This window comes from Kitasatospora sp. Ki12 (assembly GCF_054601375.1).
Window position 1 is genome coordinate 1,055,873 of the sequence record NZ_BAAIHT010000001.1, and the last position, 17,309, is coordinate 1,073,181.

Sequence of the window (17,309 nt, forward strand, 5' to 3'; positions counted from 1 at the left end):
GTAGTTCGCCCGTGCGGGTGCCCGCCCCGGCCGTCCGGCTGCCGGGCCCTCCCGGGGCTGTAACCTCCGTCACCCCCGCCGCGCACGGGCGCGGACGGGGGTGCCGGAGGCCGGTGCCGGGCCGTCAGCCGGAGCGGCGCAGCATCGTGATCCGGGAGCGGGTCAGCCCCGCCGCGAGGGCGGCCGCGAGCACCGGGAGCACCACGACGGCGGCGGCGATGGTCGGCCACGGGAGGACCACGATCGCGTTGTTGGCGAGCTCCTCCGGACTCATGCCGGGGTAGTTGCTCCCCGCGCTCTCCACCTTGCGCAGCGCCACGCCCGGCACGATGCCGCAGACCACGCCCAGCACGGCGCCCATGGCGGCGATCACACCGCACTGGAAGCCGGACAGCGAGCGCCGGATGCGGGGCTCGGCGCCGACCGCCGCGAGGGTGGTCAGGTCGCGCTGGGAGTCGGCGGCCGCCAGGCCGGTGGCGATGCCCGCCGCGCCGAGGGCGACCAGGCCGGCGAACACGGTCAGGCCGAGGGTGACGAGAGAGGCCTGGGAGCTGTAGCCGCGCTCGACGGTGAGCAGGTCGCGGTCGGTGATCCTGGCGAGCGCGCCGTCGGCCTTCTGCTGGGAGCTGTCCGAGGGCGCCTCGCCGGGCAGCCAGACCGAGCCGACCGAGGTGGTGGTGAACCCCAGCCCGGCCGCGGTGGCCGGGCTGATCACGGCCTGCCCGGGCGAGGGCACCGCGGTGTCCGCGAGGACCGCGTCGACGGCGATCTCGTGGGTGACCTGCTTCCGGCCGGCGGGGCCGCCGCCGTTGAGGTCGGCCGGCTCGCTGAACCGCACGGCGACCTTGCCGTCCTTGAGGTACCGGGGGTCGAAGACCACGGCCTTGCCGGCCGCCAGGGCCTGCCCCGGGGCGGGGTCGGTGACGCCGTAGAGGTTGTGCAGCAGGGTGGCGTCCCCGGCCGTCAGCGCGCCGTACGGGTTGCCCCGGCGGTTGTTGCTCTGGCAGCGCTTGTCGGTCGACAGGATCCGCTCGGCCTCGCCGGGCGCGAACTCGCGGTCCGAGTCGAGGACGGGGCAGCGGATCTCCTTGGGCAGGTCCACGCTGATGTACCCGCACGACGAGTTCTCGGAGCAGTCCCCCTTGTAGTGCACGTTCTGCACGTCGGCGCGCGGGCCGAGGTCGGGGATGCTGCGCTCGACGGCCTCCCGCATCTGCGGCAGCAGCTTGCCGTCGGCGCCGGCCAGCCAGCCCCGGCCGAGCAGGACGGAACCGGAGGGGCCGTGCGCGACGTACTCGCGCCGGCCCTGCTCCTCGAAGCTGGCGGTGTAGACGCCGACCGCGACGGCGCCGGCCACGGCGGCCATGACGGCGGCGACGGCGGGCGCGGTGCGGCCGCGGTGGCGCACCGAGTCGCGCAGGGCGAGCCGGGGGCCGAGCGAGAGCCAGCGGCCGAGCCGGCCGAACAGGCCGACCAGGAAGGGCGTGAGGGCGACCATGCCGAGTTCGGCGAAGGCCGAGCCGCCCAGCACGGCGAGGCTGCGGTTGCCGACGCCGCTGGTGGCGCCGTACAGGGCCAGGGCGGCGCCGCCGCCCAGCATCAGCAGGCCGAGCACGGCGAGCTTGCGGCTCGGCGGCTTGAGCGAGTCACGGCCGGTGAGCGCGGAGACGACGTCCTGGCGGGAGGCCTGGACGGCGGGGACGACCGCGGCGAGCAGACCGGTGACCAGGCCCACCAGGAGCACGCCGAGCAGGTCGAAGGGCTGGAGGGCGAAGTGGCCGAAGCGCCGGCCGGAGTACTCCTCGGCCTGGGTGCGCAGCAGCGCGACCAGGCCGACGCCGAGGCCGAGGCCGACGACGGCACCGGTGACGCCGAGGACGATGCCCCCGCCGAGCACGACGCCGCGGACGTTGGCGCGGTCACCTCCGGCGGCGGCGAGCAGGCCGAGCTGCCGCCGGGAGCGCCGGGCCCCGACGGCGAAGGCGGGGCCCGCGAGGAGGACGATCTCCAGCAGCGCCATGCCGACCACGGTGGCCAGGATGACCACGCTGGTCTTGTCGAAGTAGGAGGTCTGGAACTCCGACCGCCCCTCCGTCTTGGTGTAGAAGGGCACGTCGGCGCGGGCCGGGGGGTCGATCAGGACGGCGCGCGAGGTGGCGTCGAAGCCGTACCGGTTGAGTTCGACGACCTTGTGCCAGTCGAGCCCGGCCCCGGCCGGGAGCTTGACCAGCCAGCGGACCGGCTCGTCGGTGCCGGCCGCCTTGCCGCGGGAGCCGCCGGAGGCCGCGGCGAGCCGGTCGATCAGGGTGCCGGGCGGCGCGAAGAGTTCGGTGGCGCCGAGGTCGCCGGGGTACTCGTAGACGCCGGTGATGGTGAACGGGTCGGCCTCCAGGCCGCGGACGGCCGTCCGGTCGCCGATCTTGAGGCCGGACCGCCTGAGGAAGTCCGGGGTGACGGCGGTCTCGTGGCCGTTCGCGGGTGCCCGGCCCTTGACCAGGTCGAGGCGGCCCCGCCAGACCGGGTCGTTCAGGTCGATCTCGTTGGCGCGGGTGGCCAGCAGACCGTCCACGCTGCTCGCCGCGGTGTACGGGCCCTGGCGTTCGGGCACCAGGACGGTGCCGGCCGGGAGCAGCTGCTTGGCCAGCTCCGCGGGCGGGGTGTCCAGGGAGCGCTGCTGCTCGGCGGTGTACTGGGGGACGGCGCCGGCCTTGGGGTCGTCCTTGGGGTTCTCGACGCTGAGCCCGTCGGACGGGTCGGGTGCCTGCAGGACGGCGGAGCCGCGTTCGACCATCTCCAGTTCGGCGGCCGCCTGGCCCATGATCCGCACGGACTTCTCGGCGGGCGAGAGGTCGGCGCTGCGGAAGACCACGTCGGCCCCGGTGACGCCGAGTACGGGCAGGGCGACCATCGCGATGACCAGGGCGCTGCGGCCCTTGGCCCGCAGGGCGTCACGGCGGGCGATGCGCAGGGCGACCCGCCAGGCGCTGAGCTTCACTCGTCCACCTTCATGCTGTTGGTGGCGGCGCTGACGAGCAGGCTGGCGGCGTCCTGGCTGACGGACTCGTCGACCATCCGGCCGTCGCGCAGGAAGACCACGCGGTCGGCCCAGGCGGCGTGCCGGGCCTCGTGGGTGACCATCATGGCGGCGGCGCCGGCGTCGCAGCGGGCGCGCAGGACGGCGAGGACGGCCTCACCGGTGGTGGAGTCCAGGGCGCCGGTGGGCTCGTCGGCGAGGACCAGCCGGCGGTCGCCGATCAGCGCGCGGGCGATGGCGACGCGCTGCTGCTGACCGCCCGACATGTCGTCGGGGAAGCGGTCGGCGAGCTCGGGGATGCCGAGCTCCTCCAGGGCGACGAGGGCCTCGCGGCGGGCCGCGCGGGCGGACAGCCCGTCGAGCTCCCGCGGCAGCGAGATGTTCTCGGCGGCGGTGAGCGCCGGTATCAGGTTGTAGTCCTGGAAGACGTAGCCGACGGAGCGGCGGCGCACCTGGGCGAGCTGCTTGCGGTTGAGGTCGCCCAGGGCGACGCCCTCGACCAGGACCCGGCCGCCGCTCGGGGTGTCCAGGCCGCCGGCCAGGGTGAGCAGGGTCGACTTGCCGGAGCCGGAGGGGCCCATGACGGCGACGAACTCGCCGGGGTGGACCTTGAGGTCGACGCCGCGCAGGGCCTGGACCTCGGCCGCGCCGTGGCCGTGGACGCGGGTGACGTTCTCCAGGTGCAGCACCGGCGTCTGCCGGGACTCTTGGGTGTGGGACACGATTCCCCCCTTGTGCTGGGTGTGGGCCCGGGGTCGGGGACCGGGCCGGTGGTTCGGGTGCCGGGCTCTCAGGCGCGCAGGCGCCGGCCGCGCTTGGCCGGCGCGGGGCCGCCGTCGCGGGTGGCCTCGGCGGTACGGGCCTGCAGGAGTTCGGCCTGCTGGGCGAGCCGGGTCTCGCAGTGGTCGAGCCAGCGGATCTCGGCTTCGGTCTGGAAGATCAGCTGGTCGAGGACGAGCAGCCAGGCGAGGTCGTTGCTCGCCGACGGCACGACCCCCGGGCGGGACTCGCCGGCCAGGGCGCGGCCCTTGAGCCGGGTGTAGTCCTGGAGCGCCTTGATGCTGTGCCGGCGCTGGCCCTGGACGACCGCGGAGACGTCGACCCCGGGCACGGTGACCGCCATGGCGAGCTTGATCGCCAGCTCGTCGCGCGGGGGGTTGGTCCGGGGCACCGGGGTGCCGAACCAGGCCCGCAGCTCGGCGCGGCCGGCGTCGGTGGCGGCGTAGAACTGGTGCCCCTCGTCGTCCTCCCCCGCGGCCTCGACCAGGCCGTCGCGCTCCAGCCGGGACAGCGTGGTGTAGACCTGCCCGACGTTGAGGGGCCAGGTGGCGCCGGTGCGCGCCTCGAATTCGGTGCGCAGCTGGTAGCCGTAGCGCGGGCCCTGGTCGAGCAGGGCGAGCAGACCGTGACGGATGGACATACCGAGTATGTATACCCGGTATGCCCTATCGCCTCAAGCCGACCCTTCCCCCGCCGGAGGGTCCCCCGCCCCCGGCGACCGGGTACCGTCGTGCGGTGTGAGCCAGTTGCGCATCGCCACCTTCAACCTGTTGCACGGTCAGCCGCTCGCCCCCGACGGCGCGCCCCTGCCCTACCCCTCCGACGCCGGGGAACCGCTCGCCGAGGCGGTGGCCGCACTGGACGCCGACGTCCTGGCACTGCAGGAGGTCGACCGGCACCAGGCCCGCTCCGGCGGCACCGACCAGGCCGCGGTCGCGGCCGCGGCGATGGGCGCCAAGGACTGGCGCTTCGCCGCCGCGCTGCACGGCCGACCGGCGCCGGTGGCCGGCTGGCTGCCGGACCCGGCCGGGCCGAACGGCCTGCGGGTGTACGGCCCGGGCGAGGTCGGCGACGGCGCGGTGCCCTCGTACGGGACGGCGCTGCTGACCCGGCTCCCGGTACGGCACTGGCGGGCCCGGCGCTTCGCCCCCGCGCCGTTCGGGCTGCCGCTGCGGGTAGCCGGGCGGCGCGGGCTGACACCGGTGCCGGACGAGCCGCGGGCCGCGCTGGCCGCGGTGCTGGAGGGCGACCGCGGGCCGTTCACCGTGGTGGCGGCGCACCTGTCCTTCGTCCCGGGCTGGAACATGGCGCAGCTGGCGGGCATCCGGCGGTGGATCGCCGACCTGCCGCAGCCGTACCTGGTACTGGGCGACTTCAACCTGATCGGCGCGGTGCCGCGCACGGTGCTCGGCGGGGCCACCGCACTGGAGCGCACCGCGCCGCGGGCGCGGGTCCGGGAGCTGCGGGCGGCCCGGCGGGCCCGGCCGCAGCTGGCCGAGCCGCGCCGGCGCCGGGTGCGCGAGCCCCGCGCCCGACTGCAGGGCTGGTACGACCTGGCGCGCACACCGACGTACCCCTCGCACCGGCCGGCGGTGCAGTTCGACCACGTGCTGGCCGTCGGGGTGCCGCGCACGGCGGTGGGCCCGGCGGCGGCGCCCCGCGCGGCGGTGTCGGACCACCGGCCGCTGCTGGTCGAGGTGTCGCTCTAGTTTCGGGCCAGGACCCCGGCCTGCTGGGGGACGTGGACGCCGGCCGCCGGCGCGGGGTCGTACTGCAGGAGCAGCATGGCCGCGTCGTCACCGAGCTGGCGCCCGACGTGCCGCACCACGTCCTCGTGCAGCCGCTGCAGGACGTCGGCGGGGCGGCCGTCGGCGCAGCGCGGGAACCGTTCGGCGAGCGGGTAGAAGGCGCCCGCGCGGTCGCGGGCCTCGATCACCCCGTCGGTGAACAGCAGCACCCGGTCCTGGCCCTGGAGCAGCACCCGGTGGACCGGCGGACGGACGTCGGCCGGGTCCAGGACGCCCAGCGGCGGTACGGTCTCGGCGAGTTCGAGCGGTCTGACCTCGTCGCCGCGCAGCAGCAGCGGCGAGGGGTGGCCGCAGTTGACGATCTCCGCGGCGCCGTCGGGCCCGACGCCGATCAGCACCAGGGTGACGAACTCCTCCTCCACGCCCGGGTGGTCGTTCTCGTGCAGGGCGCGGTCGAGGCTGACGGCCAGCCAGCCCGCCACCCGGTCCAGCGCCGGCTCCTGGTGGGCGGCCTCGCGGAAGGCGCCGAGCACCGCGGCGGCCGTCTCGACCGCCCCGAGGCCCTTGCCGCGCACGTCGCCGACCACGGCCCGCACGCCGTGCCGGGTGTTGACCACCTCGTAGAGGTCGCCGCCGATCCGGGCGTGCGCGGCGGCGGCCTCGTAGTGGACGGCGGCCCGGACGGTGCCGACCCGCTCGGGGACGGGCCGCAGCAGGACCCGGCGGGCGATCGAGGCGACCAGCTGGGCGTCGGCCAGCGCCCGCTCCTGACGCAGCCGCAGGGTCGCGCTGACCCAGCCGATCGCGGCGACGAGCAGGACGGCGATGACGCTGGCGGCGTGCACGGACGAGCCGAGCGTGTCACTGCGGAAGGCCATCAGGAAGGCCGCCGCCTCGGTGCACAGGCCGATGACGAACGGGTACCAGGTGCGTCGGCTGACCACGGCGGCCAGCGCGGGCACCGCGGTGAGGGCCGGTTCGACCGTCACGCCGGTGCCACTGAGGTAGTCGAGGACGACGATCAGCGCCATGACGATGAACGGCAGCGCGAGCGCCGTCCTCGGCCAGGTGCCGGTCGTGCCCGGAGCGGGCCCCGGGGTCGGCCCGGTGAACCGCTCTCTGATCCATCCGGTCGCGCTCAACGTCGGTTTCTCCAGCAGAAGACGCCGATGCCCGGGGGCACCTGCGGTGATGACTGAGGGTTAGGGAATGCGGGCCTCGCTGGCGGCCGGAGCACGGGGGTTGACCGGTTACCGACCCCACAATAGGCGCGAAACGTGCACGACGCACAGGTTTCGGGCACTGGCGTGATGACTTGGATGCTCTGCGTGACTCATTAGTCACTGTTCCCGATCAGGAGCCGTTCCAACTCTTTTCGGCCGGGAAGTCCTGCCGGACGGACGATCCGACCGCTGCGGACGTACAGGAACGAAGCCGTGACCAGCTCGGGGTCGAGGCCCATCTGCTCGGCCCAGGCCAGTCGGTAGACCGCGAGCTGCAGCGGGTCGGCGGTCTCCTCGCGGTGGGTCTTCCAGTCCACCACTTCGTAGCGTGACACACCACCGGATCCTGACAACACGTCACCGTCCCGGTAGACCGCGTCGATCCGGCCGCGCACCACCCGCCCCGCCAGCACCAGGTGGAACGGCGCCTCGACCCGGAAGGGCTTGCGCTGCGCGTACGGGGTGCGCAGGAACGCCTCCTTGAGCCGCTCCAGGTCCTGCTCGTCCTCGATGCCGTCGTCGTCGGCGCCGGGCAGCGCGCCGGGCTCGACCAGCAGCAGCGGCTCGATCCGGGACTGCACCCAGGCGTGGAAGCGGGTGCCGCGCCGGGCCGCGGGCTGCGGCGGACGCGGCATCGGGCGGGCCAGGTCGTGCGCGAAGCCGTCCGGGTCGGCGGCCAGCCGCATCAGCTGGGTGGCGGACAGCGCGGCGGGCAGCGGCACCTCCCGCGAGGTGCGCCGGGACCGCTCCAACTCGCCCAGCAGCGCGGTCAGATCGCGGTCCCAGGAGGCCACCTGCCGCTGGTCCTCGGGGGTCATCGGCTCCGGCTCGGGCCCGCCCTGAGCCAAAGGGCCCGCCGGTGCCGAAAGCGAGAGGTGACCAGCGACCGACGAAGGAGGGATCGCCGGAGCGACGACCGTCGGCACCGGATCCGAGGGCCCGGAGGCGAACGGGCGAGTCACAGCCCCGGCGATCCGGCCGCGCACCACCTCGGCGACCCGCCGGCGGGCGTGCTGCGCGGCCGGATCCAGCGGGAGCGGCCAGGGGTGCTCGACCGGGGAGGCCAGCGCCGGGTTCTCGGCGCCCTTCTCCGGCTGCTCCGCCCAGCGCTCGACCTCGCCCGCGCCGGGCCGCTCGCAGTGCTCGCGCAGCCCCTCCAGGAACGCGGACGGCCCGCGGACGGTCTTCTGGCTCGGCCCCCACCAGTGCCCGGAGGCCAGCAGCAGCTCCCGCGGGCGGGTGAACGCGACGTAGCCGAGGCGCAGTTCCTCGATACCGGAGTGCTCGGCCAGCTCCTTCTTGAAGGCCGTCATCGACTTGCCGTTCCACCCGCCGCGCACATCGGGCAGGGTGGCCGCGTCTCCGCGCAGGGCGTGCGGAAGCACGCGCTTGGCGCTGGTCCAGCGTTCGCGCGGGGTCGAGGAGGGGAACGCGCCCCGCACCAGGCCCGGCACGGCCACCACGTCCCACTCCAGGCCCTTGGACTTGTGCGCGGTGAGCACCTTCACCGTGTCCTCGCCGCCGGGCAGACCGCTGTCCAGGCCGCGGTCGTACTCCTGGGCAGCGCGCAGGAAGCCGAGGAAGGCGGCCAGGCCCGGGTCGCCGTCCAGGTCGGCGAAGGAGGCGGCGACGTCCAGGAAGGCGTGCAGGGTCTCCCGCCGCCGGGCGGCCAGCGCCTGCGGGGAGGCGGCGAGTTCGACCTCCAGGCCGGTGACCGTGAGCACCCGGTGCAGCACGTCCATCAGCGGGTCGGCCAGCGAGCGGCGCAGCTCGCGCAGCTCCTGGGCGAGGCGGGCGAAGCGCACCCGGGCCTCGGCGGAGAACGGCAGCTCGTCGGGCTGGTCCGGGTCGACGAAGGTCTCCACCGCGTCGGCCAGCGACACCACCTCGGTCGGATCGGCCTCGGCCACGGCGGCGGCCAGCGCCTCGACGCCCTCGGGCCGGGCGGTACGGACCAGCTCGGTGGCCCGGCGGCCCAGCAGCGCGAGGTCGCGCGGGCCGATCCGCCAGCGCGGGCCGATCAGCAGCCGCACCAGCGCGGCGTTGGCGGTCGGGTCCTGCAGCACCTCGCAGACCGCCACCAGGTCCGCCACCTCGGGCAGTTGCAGCAGCCCGCCGAGGCCCACCACCTCGACCGGCACCTCCCGGGCGACCAGCGCCGCGTGGATGTCCGGGAAGGCGGCGCCGCCCCGGCACAGCACGGCGATCCGGCCGGGCGCGGTACCGGTGCGCACCAGGTGGGCGATCGAGTCGGCGAGCCAGTCCACCTCCTCGGCGTGGGTGGGCAGCAGCGCCGTCCGTACGAAGCCCTCCTGCTCGGCGCCGGGCGCCGGGCGCAGCGCCTCGACGCCCTCGTGCATCTCCCGCAGCGGCGCGGCGAGCTCGTTGGCGAAGGCGAGCAGGCGCCCGCCGCTGCGGCGGTTCTCGCTCAGCGCGTAGCGGTCGGCGGGGCGGCCGCCGGCCTTGGGGAAGTGCCGGGGGAACTCGTCGAGGTTGGCGACCGAGGCGCCGCGCCAGCCGTAGATCGCCTGGCACGGGTCGCCGACGGCCGTCACCGGGTGGCCGCTGCCCGTACCGTCCGGGCCGGCGCCGAACAGCCCGGCGAGCATCAGCCGCTGGGCGACCGAGGTGTCCTGGTACTCGTCCAGCAGGACCACCCGGAACTGGTCGCGCAGCAGCTCGCCGACCTCGGGGCGCTGCTGGGCCAGGCGGGCGGCGGCGGCGATCTGGTCGCCGAAGTCCATCAGCCCGGCGGAGCGCTTGCGGCGCCGGTAGTCCTCGACCAGGCTCAGCAGCTCCTGCCGGGCCCGGGCGGCGGCCGGGACGGCCCGCAGGTCGTCGTTGGTCAGCTTGACGGTGGCGAGGGTGTCCAGCAGCTCCTCGTCGAAGTCGCGCAGGGCCTGCGGCTCGACCAGGTGCTCGGCGAGTTCGCCGTCCAGCGCGGTGAGGTCGGCGACCAGGTTGGCGAAGGTGCCGGTGAGCGCGGGGAACGGGCCGCGGGCGGAGCGCAGCACCTTGGCGGCGAGCTGGAAGCGGGTGGCGTCGGCGAGCAGCCGGACGTCCGGCTCTATGCCGATCCGCAGGCCGTGCTCCTTGAGCAGGCGGCCGGCGAAGGCGTGGTAGGTGGAGATCTCCGGGTCCCCGAGCGGCTCGGCGGCGTCCCGGTCCGTCACCCCGGCCCGCAGCAACGCGGTGCGGACGCGTTCGGCGAGCTCGCCGGCGGCCTTGTTGGTGAAGGTGAGGCCGAGCACCTCCTCGGGCCGTACGGCGCCGGAGCCGACCAGCCAGACGACCCGGGCGGCCATCACCGTGGTCTTGCCGGAGCCGGCGCCGGCCACGATCACGGCCGGCTCCAAGGGCGCGCCGATGGCCGCCATCTGCTCCCGGTTGAACGGGATCCCCAGCAGCTCCTTGAGCTGGTCGGGATGGCTGAGCACGGCGGTCACCCCGCAACGTTAACGGGCCGGACCGACAACCCGGACGCCCGGCCGGGGTGACCCTGGCTACGCACCGGCTGCGCCCCGAGCCGAAGGGCCGCGCCGGTGCCGAAAGGGAGAGCGCGAGGGAGCGACGCAGGAGCGAGGGAGCGCCGACCGTCGGCACCGGGCCGGAAGCGGCCCGGAGGCGAGCGGGCGCACGTTCAGAGCAGCCCCTACTCCACCAGCTGCGCGCCGTCCCGCTGGGCCGAGCAGCTGCGGCGGAAGGTGCAGCGGTCGCAGCCGCCGCCGGTCTGCGGGACGAAGCGTTCGGCGAGGACCTTCCCGGCGGCCTCGGCGAGCAGGTTCTCGATCCACGGCTCGCCGCCCTCGGGCGGCTCCTGGTGCTGCACCTTGGGGGTGTCCTGGGCGGCCTTGGCGGCGGGCTCGCGCAGGTGGACCAGCTCGGCGCCGCCGGTGGCCGGCGGGTGCTCGGCGAAGCCGGGCAGCTCGTTGAGCGCGCCGGCCCGGACGGCGAGCTGGTAGACGGCCAGCTGCTTGTGGTCGGGCAGGGACTTGTCGGTGGGGATCTGCTTGCCGGTCTTGAAGTCGACCACGTAGGCGCGCCCGGCCGCGTCCTTCTCCACCCGGTCCATCGAGCCGCGGATGCGCACCGAGACGCCGCCGACGTCGAGGGTGACGTCGAAGCCGTGCTCGGTGGCCACGAGGTCCCGGCCGCGTTCCAGGACGTGCCAGTTGAGGAAGCGTTCCAGGGCGGACCGGGCCTCGGTCTTCTCCTGCTGGGACTTCCAGGGCGCGTCGAAGGCCAGCGCGTCCCAGACGGTGTCCAGGCGCTCCATGAGCACGGCGAGGTCGGCGGGGGTGCGGCCGGAGCCCACCTCGTCGGCGAGCGCGTGCACCACGTTGCCGAAGCCCTGGGCGGCCGAGCCGACGCCGCGCGCCTTGACCTCCTTGTCCAGGAACCACTGCAGCGAGCAGCTCTCCAGCTGTTCCAGGCCGCTGCCGGACAGCCGCACCGGCAGGTCGGCGCCGCGCAGCGGCTCGGGGGCGGCGGTCGGGTCGTCCAGGCCCCACCAGCGCTCCGGGTGGGCGGCGGGCACCAGCGGCAGCCCGTCCTCGTCGGTGGCGGCGGCGAGGGTGGCGAGCCGTTCGGCGGCGGCGCGGCGCAGCTCGGGCGAGCGGGCCGGGTCGACGGTGACCGCGCGCAGCTCGGCGACCAGCGCGGCGACGGACAGCGGGCGGCGCGGCCGGTGGGTGACGTCCTCGACGACGACCGGCGGGGTGCGGCGCACCACCTTGCCGGTGGCGGGGACGACGTCCTCGCGGTAGAGCTCGCGCAGGAAGCGGGAGGGCTCGTCGCCGTCGTCGGCGGGCGCCTTGACGGCGGTGACGATCAGCCGTTCCTTGGCGCGGGTCACGGCGACGTAGAAGAGGCGGCGCTCCTCGCCGAGCAGGGCGGCCGGGGAGAGCGGTTCGGCGAGGCCGTCGCGCCCGATCCGGTCGGCCTCCAGCAGGGAGCCGCGGCGGCGCAGGTCGGGCCAGAGGCCGTCCTGGACCCCGGCGACGACGACCAGGCGCCACTCCAGGCCCTTGGAGCGGTGGGCGGTCATCAGCCGGACGGCCTCGGGGCGGACGGCCCGGACGGTGAGGGTGTCGGCGGCGATGTCCTGGGCTTCGAGCTCGGCGAGCAGGTCGAGGGCGCTGCGGTGACCGGTGACCTGCTCCTCGGCGCGGGCGGCGGTCTCGAACAGGGCGCAGAGCGCGTCCAGGTCGCGGTCGGCGTTGCGGCCGGCGGCGCCGCCGCGCAGGGCGGCCCGCTCCAGGCGCTCGCGCCAGCGGCGGCTGCCGTCCCACAGCTCCCAGAGCGCCTCCTCGGCCGTGCAGCCGCCGGCCAGCAGCTCCCGGACCTTGCGCAGCAGGGTCCCGAGGTCGCGGGCGCGGCGAGCGTACGCGGGGTCGAGGGCGACCAGCCGCTCGGGTTCGGCGAGGGCTTCGCGGATCAGCTCGCCGGCCGGGCGCGGGGTGGTGGTGGGAGGGCCCGTCGGCAAACTCCCGTCGTTCGCCCGGAGGGTGGGCGGGGCGGCGTCAGGGTGCGTGCATCGCAAGGCGGAGGAGGGCGCCACTGCGGAGCATTGGCAACCGACGACAACGCCGCGAGGTGCGTGCCCTGGCGTCGCCCCGCAGGCGGGAGTTTGCCGACGGGCCCTGAGACCTTCGGCACGCAGCGCGGCCCGCTCCTCCTCGCGCAGGGCGCGGCCGAGGCGCCGCAGGTCGGAGCCGTCGAGGCCGCCGAGCGGGCCGGTGAGCAGGGCGTGTGCCAGTTCGGTGGTCAGCGGGTCGGGGGTACCGGCGCTGTCGGCGTCGTCGTCCTCGCCCTGCCGGTCGCGGGCGGCCTGCCAGGCCGCCTGCTCGGCGCAGGCCCGCAGGGCGAGCAGCAGCTGAGCGACGGCGGGCTCCTCGCGCAGCGGCAGGTCGTCGCCGTCGATCTCCAGCGGGACGCCGGCGGCGCCGAGCGCCCGCCGCACGCCCGGTATCGAGCGGGCGCCGGCCCGGACGAGCACGGCCATCTCGCCCCAGGGCACGCCGTCCTCCAGGTGGGCGCGGCGCAGCAGGTCGGCGATCGAGTCGAGCTCGGCGCCGGGGGTCGGGTAGGTGTAGACCTCGGCCCGGCCGCCCTCGCGGGAGGGCAGCAGGGCGCGGTGCTGGGCGAGCTTGTCGGCGGGCAGCCGGCCCATCGGCATCCGCCGGGCGAGCTCCCGGGTGGCGGCGAGCAGCAGGGCGCCGGAGCGGCGGGAGACCCGCAGCACCTTGACCTCGGCGGGTTCGCCGTCGGTGCGCCGGAAGGTCTGCGGGAAGTCGAGGATGCCGTTGATGTCGGCGCCGCGGAAGGCGTAGATCGACTGGTCGGGGTCGCCGACCGCGACCAGGTCGCGCCCGTCGCCCGCGAGCCGGCGCAGCAGCCGGACCTGGGAGGGGTCGGTGTCCTGGTACTCGTCGACGAAGACCACGTCGTAGCGCTGCCTCAGCTCCTCCTCGACCTCGGGCCGCTCGGCGAGCAGCACCGCGCGGTGGACGAGTTCGGCGTAGTCGAGGACGCCGCGCAGGTCGAGCACGTCGAGGTAGTCGGCCAGGAAGTGCGCGGCGGCCGCCCAGTCGGGGCGCTGGACGCCCTCGGCGAAGCGCTCCAGCTCGGCCTCGCCGAGGCCGAGCTCGCGGCTGCGGGCGAGGACGGCGCGGACCTCGTCGGCGAAGCCGCGGGTGGTCAGGCAGGCCCGCAGGTCCAGCGGCCAGGCGATCCGGGAGCTGCCGAGCCGGGCGTCCTCGGCGCCGCCGGCCAGCAGCTCGCGGACCATGACGTCCTGCTCGGGGCCGGAGAGCAGCCGCAGCGGCTCGGCGTAGTCGTGCGGGTCCTGGTGGGCGCGCAGCAGGGCGTAGCAGAAGGAGTGGAAGGTGGTGGCCTGCGGGGCGGCCGCGGCGCCGCCGAGCCGGCCCGACATCCGGTCGCGCAGCTCCATCGCGGCCTTGCGGCTGAAGGTGAGGACCAGGATCCGCTCGGGGTCGGTGCCGTCCGTGATCCGCCGGGCGACCGCCTCGACCAGAGTGGTGGTCTTGCCCGTCCCGGGCCCGGCCAGCACCAGCAGCGGCCCGTCGGCGTGCTCGACCACGGCACGCTGGTAGGCGTCCAGCACGGGCGGGTCGGGCTGGACGAGCGGGTTGCGCACGAGCCGGTAGGGGGAAGTCAACAGCTGATCCTGGGGGTCGGACAGGGCATGGCGGGGCGGGCCCGCCGGGGCCCGCCCTCATCGAGCCTACGATCCTCCCCCGTCATTCCCGTCCGCGCGGAGGGTTCGGGGAAATCTCCCGCCCGTCCCAGCGGGCCCGCCGGAGGTCGACCCGGGGCGGGTCGGCGAGCTCGCGCAGCGGGGTGCCCTCCTCGCCGTAGTGGGCGAGGGCGCGGTGCTCGTGCCCGGGCAGGAAGCGGCCGTCGGCGCGGATCACCCGCCACCAGGGCACCGAGCCGCCGTACAGGGCCATCACCCGGCCGACCTGCCGGGGCCCGCCCTGGCCGAGGTACTCGGCGACGTCGCCGTACGTCATCACCCTGCCGGGTGGAATCCGCTCGGTCAGGTCGAGTACGAGTTCGGCGAAGGGCGGCAGGGCGTCCGGGAGGCCGTCGTCTGTTGCGTCCGTCACCTGCGGCATTCTTCCTCACGGGGGCCCGCCCGCGGTCCGGTGCGAACGCAACGCCGCGCCCGATCCGCCCCCTGTCCAGCACGGGGGGCCGGGGCATGCCACCATCTTCGGGGCGGTGAGTGGTGATACGAGGACAAGACCAGATGACCGGGACGGCTGACGTGGGCGTGGACAAGGACTCCGACGAGTCCGCTGCCGCCGTGCCCCCGCCGCCCGACGGCGGGGCCGAGGACCGGCCCGAGCAGGGCCCGGTACCGGAAGTCTCCCTGGTCAAGGACCGGACGATCAAGCCCCCCGTACCCGCGCCGGCCGCCGAACCGCCGGAGGCCGCCGCCCCGCCGCCGGCCGTCCCGGCACCGTCCGCCCCACGGCCGCTGCCCGACGCCCAGGACCACGACCAGGACCCGCTGGACGACGCCCCGCACCTGGACGTCGACGAGCCGCTGCTCGCCGCCCGCGCGCACCGCCCGTCCGACCTGATCCGCTTCCTGGCCGGCGTCTTCGGGATAGTCGCCGTCTTCGTGCTGGCCGGCATCGCCACCTCGACCACCACCGGCATCGAACAGGACATCGCCACCAACGCGCCGCACTTCTCCGCGGTGCTCTCCACCATCACCGGCCTGGTCTCCAGCGTCGCGGTGCTCGCCGTGCCGCTGGCCTTCGCCGTCGAACGGCTGATCAAACGCGACGGCCTGCGGGTCGCCGACGGCGTGCTCGCCTCGGTGCTCGCGTACGGCGTCTCGCTCGGCATCGACTGGTGGGTGGCCGAGGGCGCCTCCGAGCACATCCGCGACGCGCTGACCCGGCTGCCGCTGGACAGCAACGGCACCCTCACCGACCCGGTGCACGGCTACCTGGCGCCGGTGATCGCCTACATGACCGCCGTCGGCATGTCGAGCAGACCGCGCTGGCGGGTCGCCCTGTGGGTGGTGGTCGTCTTCAGCGGCGTCACCGAGCTCCTCGGCGGCTACACCACCCCGCTGTCGCTGATGCTCACCGTGCTGATCGGCTGGTCCGTCGCCTACGGCACGCTGTACGCGATCGGCTCCCCCAACATCCGGCCCACCGGCCAGCACCTGATGATCGGCCTGCGCAAGGTCGGCTTCACCCCGGACGGCGCCCACCGGGCCCCCGACGCCCCCGGCGGCACCCGCCGCTACTTCGTCACCCAGCAGGGCGGCCCGCCCCTGGACGTCCACATCATCGACCGCGAGCAGCAGGCCTCCGGCTTCTTCTACCGGGCCTGGCGGCGGCTGCGGCTGCGCTCGGTCGCGGTCCGGCGCAGCCCGCAGTCGCTGCGCCAGGCGCTGGAGCAGGAGGCCCTGATCGCGTACGCGGCGGCCGCCTCGGGCGCCCACGCGCCGCAGCTGGTCGCCACCTCCGAGCTCGGCCCGGACGCGGCGATCCTGGTGTACGAGAACGTCGAGGGCCGCACCCTGGACGAGCTGGCCGACGAGGAGGTCACCGACCCGGTGATGGCCTCGATCTGGCGCTCGGTGGCGGCCCTGCACGAGCGCCGGATCGCCCACCGCCGGCTGACCGGCGAGTCGCTGCTGGTGGTGGACGACCGGACCGGCTGCCTGGTCAACCTCTCCGGCGGGGACATCGCCGCCACCGACCTGACCCTGCGCATCGACGTCGCCCAGCTGCTCACCACCTTCGCCCTGCGGATCGGCCCGGAGCGGGCCGTCGCCACCGCCAACGCGGTGCTCGGCGCCGAGCGGGTCGCCCAGGCGCTGCCGCTGCTCCAGCCGGTCGGGATGAGCCGCTCCACCAGGGTCGACCTGGCGAAGCTCGGCAAGGAGCGCAAGGCCACCGCCCGGGCCAGGGCGCTGGAGCAGGTCGCGGCCGGCGAGCGCACCCAGCAGCAGGCCGAGGAGGACATCGCGGTAGCGGGCGAGGACCTGCTGAGCCGCATCCGCGGCCAGATCCTGCAGATCGCCCCCGAGGCGCCGATGGAGCCGGCCAAGCTGGAGCGGCTGAAGCCGAAGAGCCTGATCATGGTGATCGCGCTCACCTTCGCCGCCTACCTGGCCCTGACCACCATCAAGCCGGCCCAGCTCAAGCTCTCCCAGATGAACTGGGCCTGGGCGGCGGCCGCCCTGCTCGCGGCGGCCTTCAGCTACGTCGCCGCCGCGATGAGCCTGACCGGCTTCGTCCCGGAGCGGCTGCCGTTCCGGCGCACCGTCGCCGCCCAGCTGGCCGGTTCCTTCGTCAAGCTGGTCGCGCCCGCGGCGATCGGCGGCATCGCGCTCAACACCCGCTACCTGCAGAAGGCGGGCATCCGCTCCGGGCAGGCGGTCGCCTCGGTCGGCGCCTCCCAGCTGGCGGGCCTGGCCGGCCACCTGCTGCTGCTGTTCAGCTTCGGCCTGATCACCGGCAGCCAGACCAACGGCGACCTCTCGGCCTCCCGCGCGGTGATCATCGGCGTGCTGACCGCCGCGGTGCTCGCCCTGGTGGTGGCCGCCGTCGCCCCGCTGCGCCGGTTCGTGCTGGGCCGGCTGCGCTCGCTGTTCTTCGGCGTGGTGCCGCGGATGCTCGACCTGATGCAGACGCCCAGCAAGCTGTTCACCGGCTTCGGCGGCATCCTGCTGCTGACCCTGTCGTTCACCGCCTGCCTGGACTTCTCGGTGCAGGCCTTCGGCGGCAACATCAGCTTCTCGGCGGTGGCGGTGGTCTTCCTGACCGCCAACGCGGCCGGCTCGGCGATCCCCACCCCGGGCGGCATCGGCCCGGTCGAGGTCGCCCTGATCGGCGCCCTGACCGTCGCGGACGTGTCCCCCGCGGTCGCCACCCCGGCGGTCTTCCTCTACCGGGCGCTCACCTTCTGGCTGCCCGTCCTGCCGGGCTGGATCGCCTACAACGTGCTGCAGCGCCGGCAGGCGCTCTGAGC

The 17,309-nt window shown here is 75.3% G+C and carries 9 protein-coding genes; 2 read left to right on the forward strand and 7 right to left on the reverse strand.

What is annotated here, in order from left to right; translation table 11 throughout:
• Nucleotides 1–124: 124 nt before the first annotated feature.
• From ACYP53_RS04465 to ACYP53_RS04475, 3 genes are all read right to left on the reverse strand, one after another.
• A complete protein-coding gene (locus ACYP53_RS04465) occupies nucleotides 125–2,995 on the reverse strand; it encodes an FtsX-like permease family protein (protein WP_459646677.1) in 2,871 nt (956 codons plus the stop codon).
• Nucleotides 2,992–3,756 carry an ABC transporter ATP-binding protein gene (locus ACYP53_RS04470; RefSeq protein WP_459646678.1) on the reverse strand — a complete coding sequence of 255 codons (765 nt, stop codon included), beginning with the start codon at nucleotides 3,754–3,756 and terminating at the stop codon, nucleotides 2,992–2,994. Before ACYP53_RS04470 ends, ACYP53_RS04465 begins: the two co-directional genes overlap by 4 nt.
• A 68-nt stretch (nucleotides 3,757–3,824) precedes the next feature.
• Entirely contained in the window at nucleotides 3,825–4,454 is a 630-nt protein-coding gene (locus ACYP53_RS04475; RefSeq protein ID WP_459646679.1) for a PadR family transcriptional regulator, read from the reverse strand.
• 97 nt (nucleotides 4,455–4,551) lie between these two features.
• Here ACYP53_RS04475 and ACYP53_RS04480 point away from each other — a divergent pair, with 97 nt between their 5' ends.
• Nucleotides 4,552–5,523, forward strand: a complete 972-nt coding sequence (locus ACYP53_RS04480; protein WP_189915622.1) for an endonuclease/exonuclease/phosphatase family protein — start codon at nucleotides 4,552–4,554, stop codon at nucleotides 5,521–5,523.
• On the opposite strand, the gene ACYP53_RS04485 is transcribed toward ACYP53_RS04480, so the two are convergent.
• From ACYP53_RS04485 to ACYP53_RS04500, 4 genes are all read right to left on the reverse strand, one after another.
• Nucleotides 5,520–6,704 carry a PP2C family protein-serine/threonine phosphatase gene (locus ACYP53_RS04485; protein ID WP_189915621.1) on the reverse strand — a complete coding sequence of 395 codons (1,185 nt, stop codon included), beginning with the start codon at nucleotides 6,702–6,704 and terminating at the stop codon, nucleotides 5,520–5,522. The genes ACYP53_RS04480 and ACYP53_RS04485 overlap by 4 nt on opposite strands.
• Nucleotides 6,705–6,898: 194 nt before the next feature.
• Complete coding sequence (locus tag ACYP53_RS04490) at nucleotides 6,899–10,231, reverse strand: UvrD-helicase domain-containing protein (RefSeq protein ID WP_459646680.1); 3,333 nt, start codon at nucleotides 10,229–10,231, stop codon at nucleotides 6,899–6,901.
• Between the two features lie 206 nt (nucleotides 10,232–10,437).
• On the reverse strand, nucleotides 10,438–13,965 hold the full coding sequence (locus ACYP53_RS04495; RefSeq protein ID WP_459646681.1) for an ATP-dependent helicase: 3,528 nt from the start codon (nucleotides 13,963–13,965) through the stop codon (nucleotides 10,438–10,440).
• 82 nt (nucleotides 13,966–14,047) lie between these two features.
• Complete coding sequence (locus ACYP53_RS04500; protein WP_189915618.1) at nucleotides 14,048–14,425, reverse strand: MGMT family protein; 378 nt, start codon at nucleotides 14,423–14,425, stop codon at nucleotides 14,048–14,050.
• Nucleotides 14,426–14,559: 134 nt separating this feature from the next.
• Here ACYP53_RS04500 and ACYP53_RS04505 point away from each other — a divergent pair, with 134 nt between their 5' ends.
• A complete protein-coding gene (locus ACYP53_RS04505) occupies nucleotides 14,560–17,307 on the forward strand; it encodes a flippase-like domain-containing protein (RefSeq protein WP_459646682.1) in 2,748 nt (915 codons plus the stop codon).
• Nucleotides 17,308–17,309: the final 2 nt, after the last annotated feature.

What these genes read in the sequence shown, in the direction of transcription:
- ACYP53_RS04475 (WP_459646679.1), bottom strand. Translation starts at nt 4,454, where the DNA reads ATGTCCATCCGTCACGGTCTGCTCGCCCTGCTCGACCAGGGCCCGCGC.
- ACYP53_RS04505 (WP_459646682.1), top strand. Translation starts at nt 14,560, where the DNA reads ATGACCGGGACGGCTGACGTGGGCGTGGACAAGGACTCCGACGAGTCC.
- ACYP53_RS04500 (WP_189915618.1), bottom strand. Translation starts at nt 14,425, where the DNA reads ATGCCGCAGGTGACGGACGCAACAGACGACGGCCTCCCGGACGCCCTG.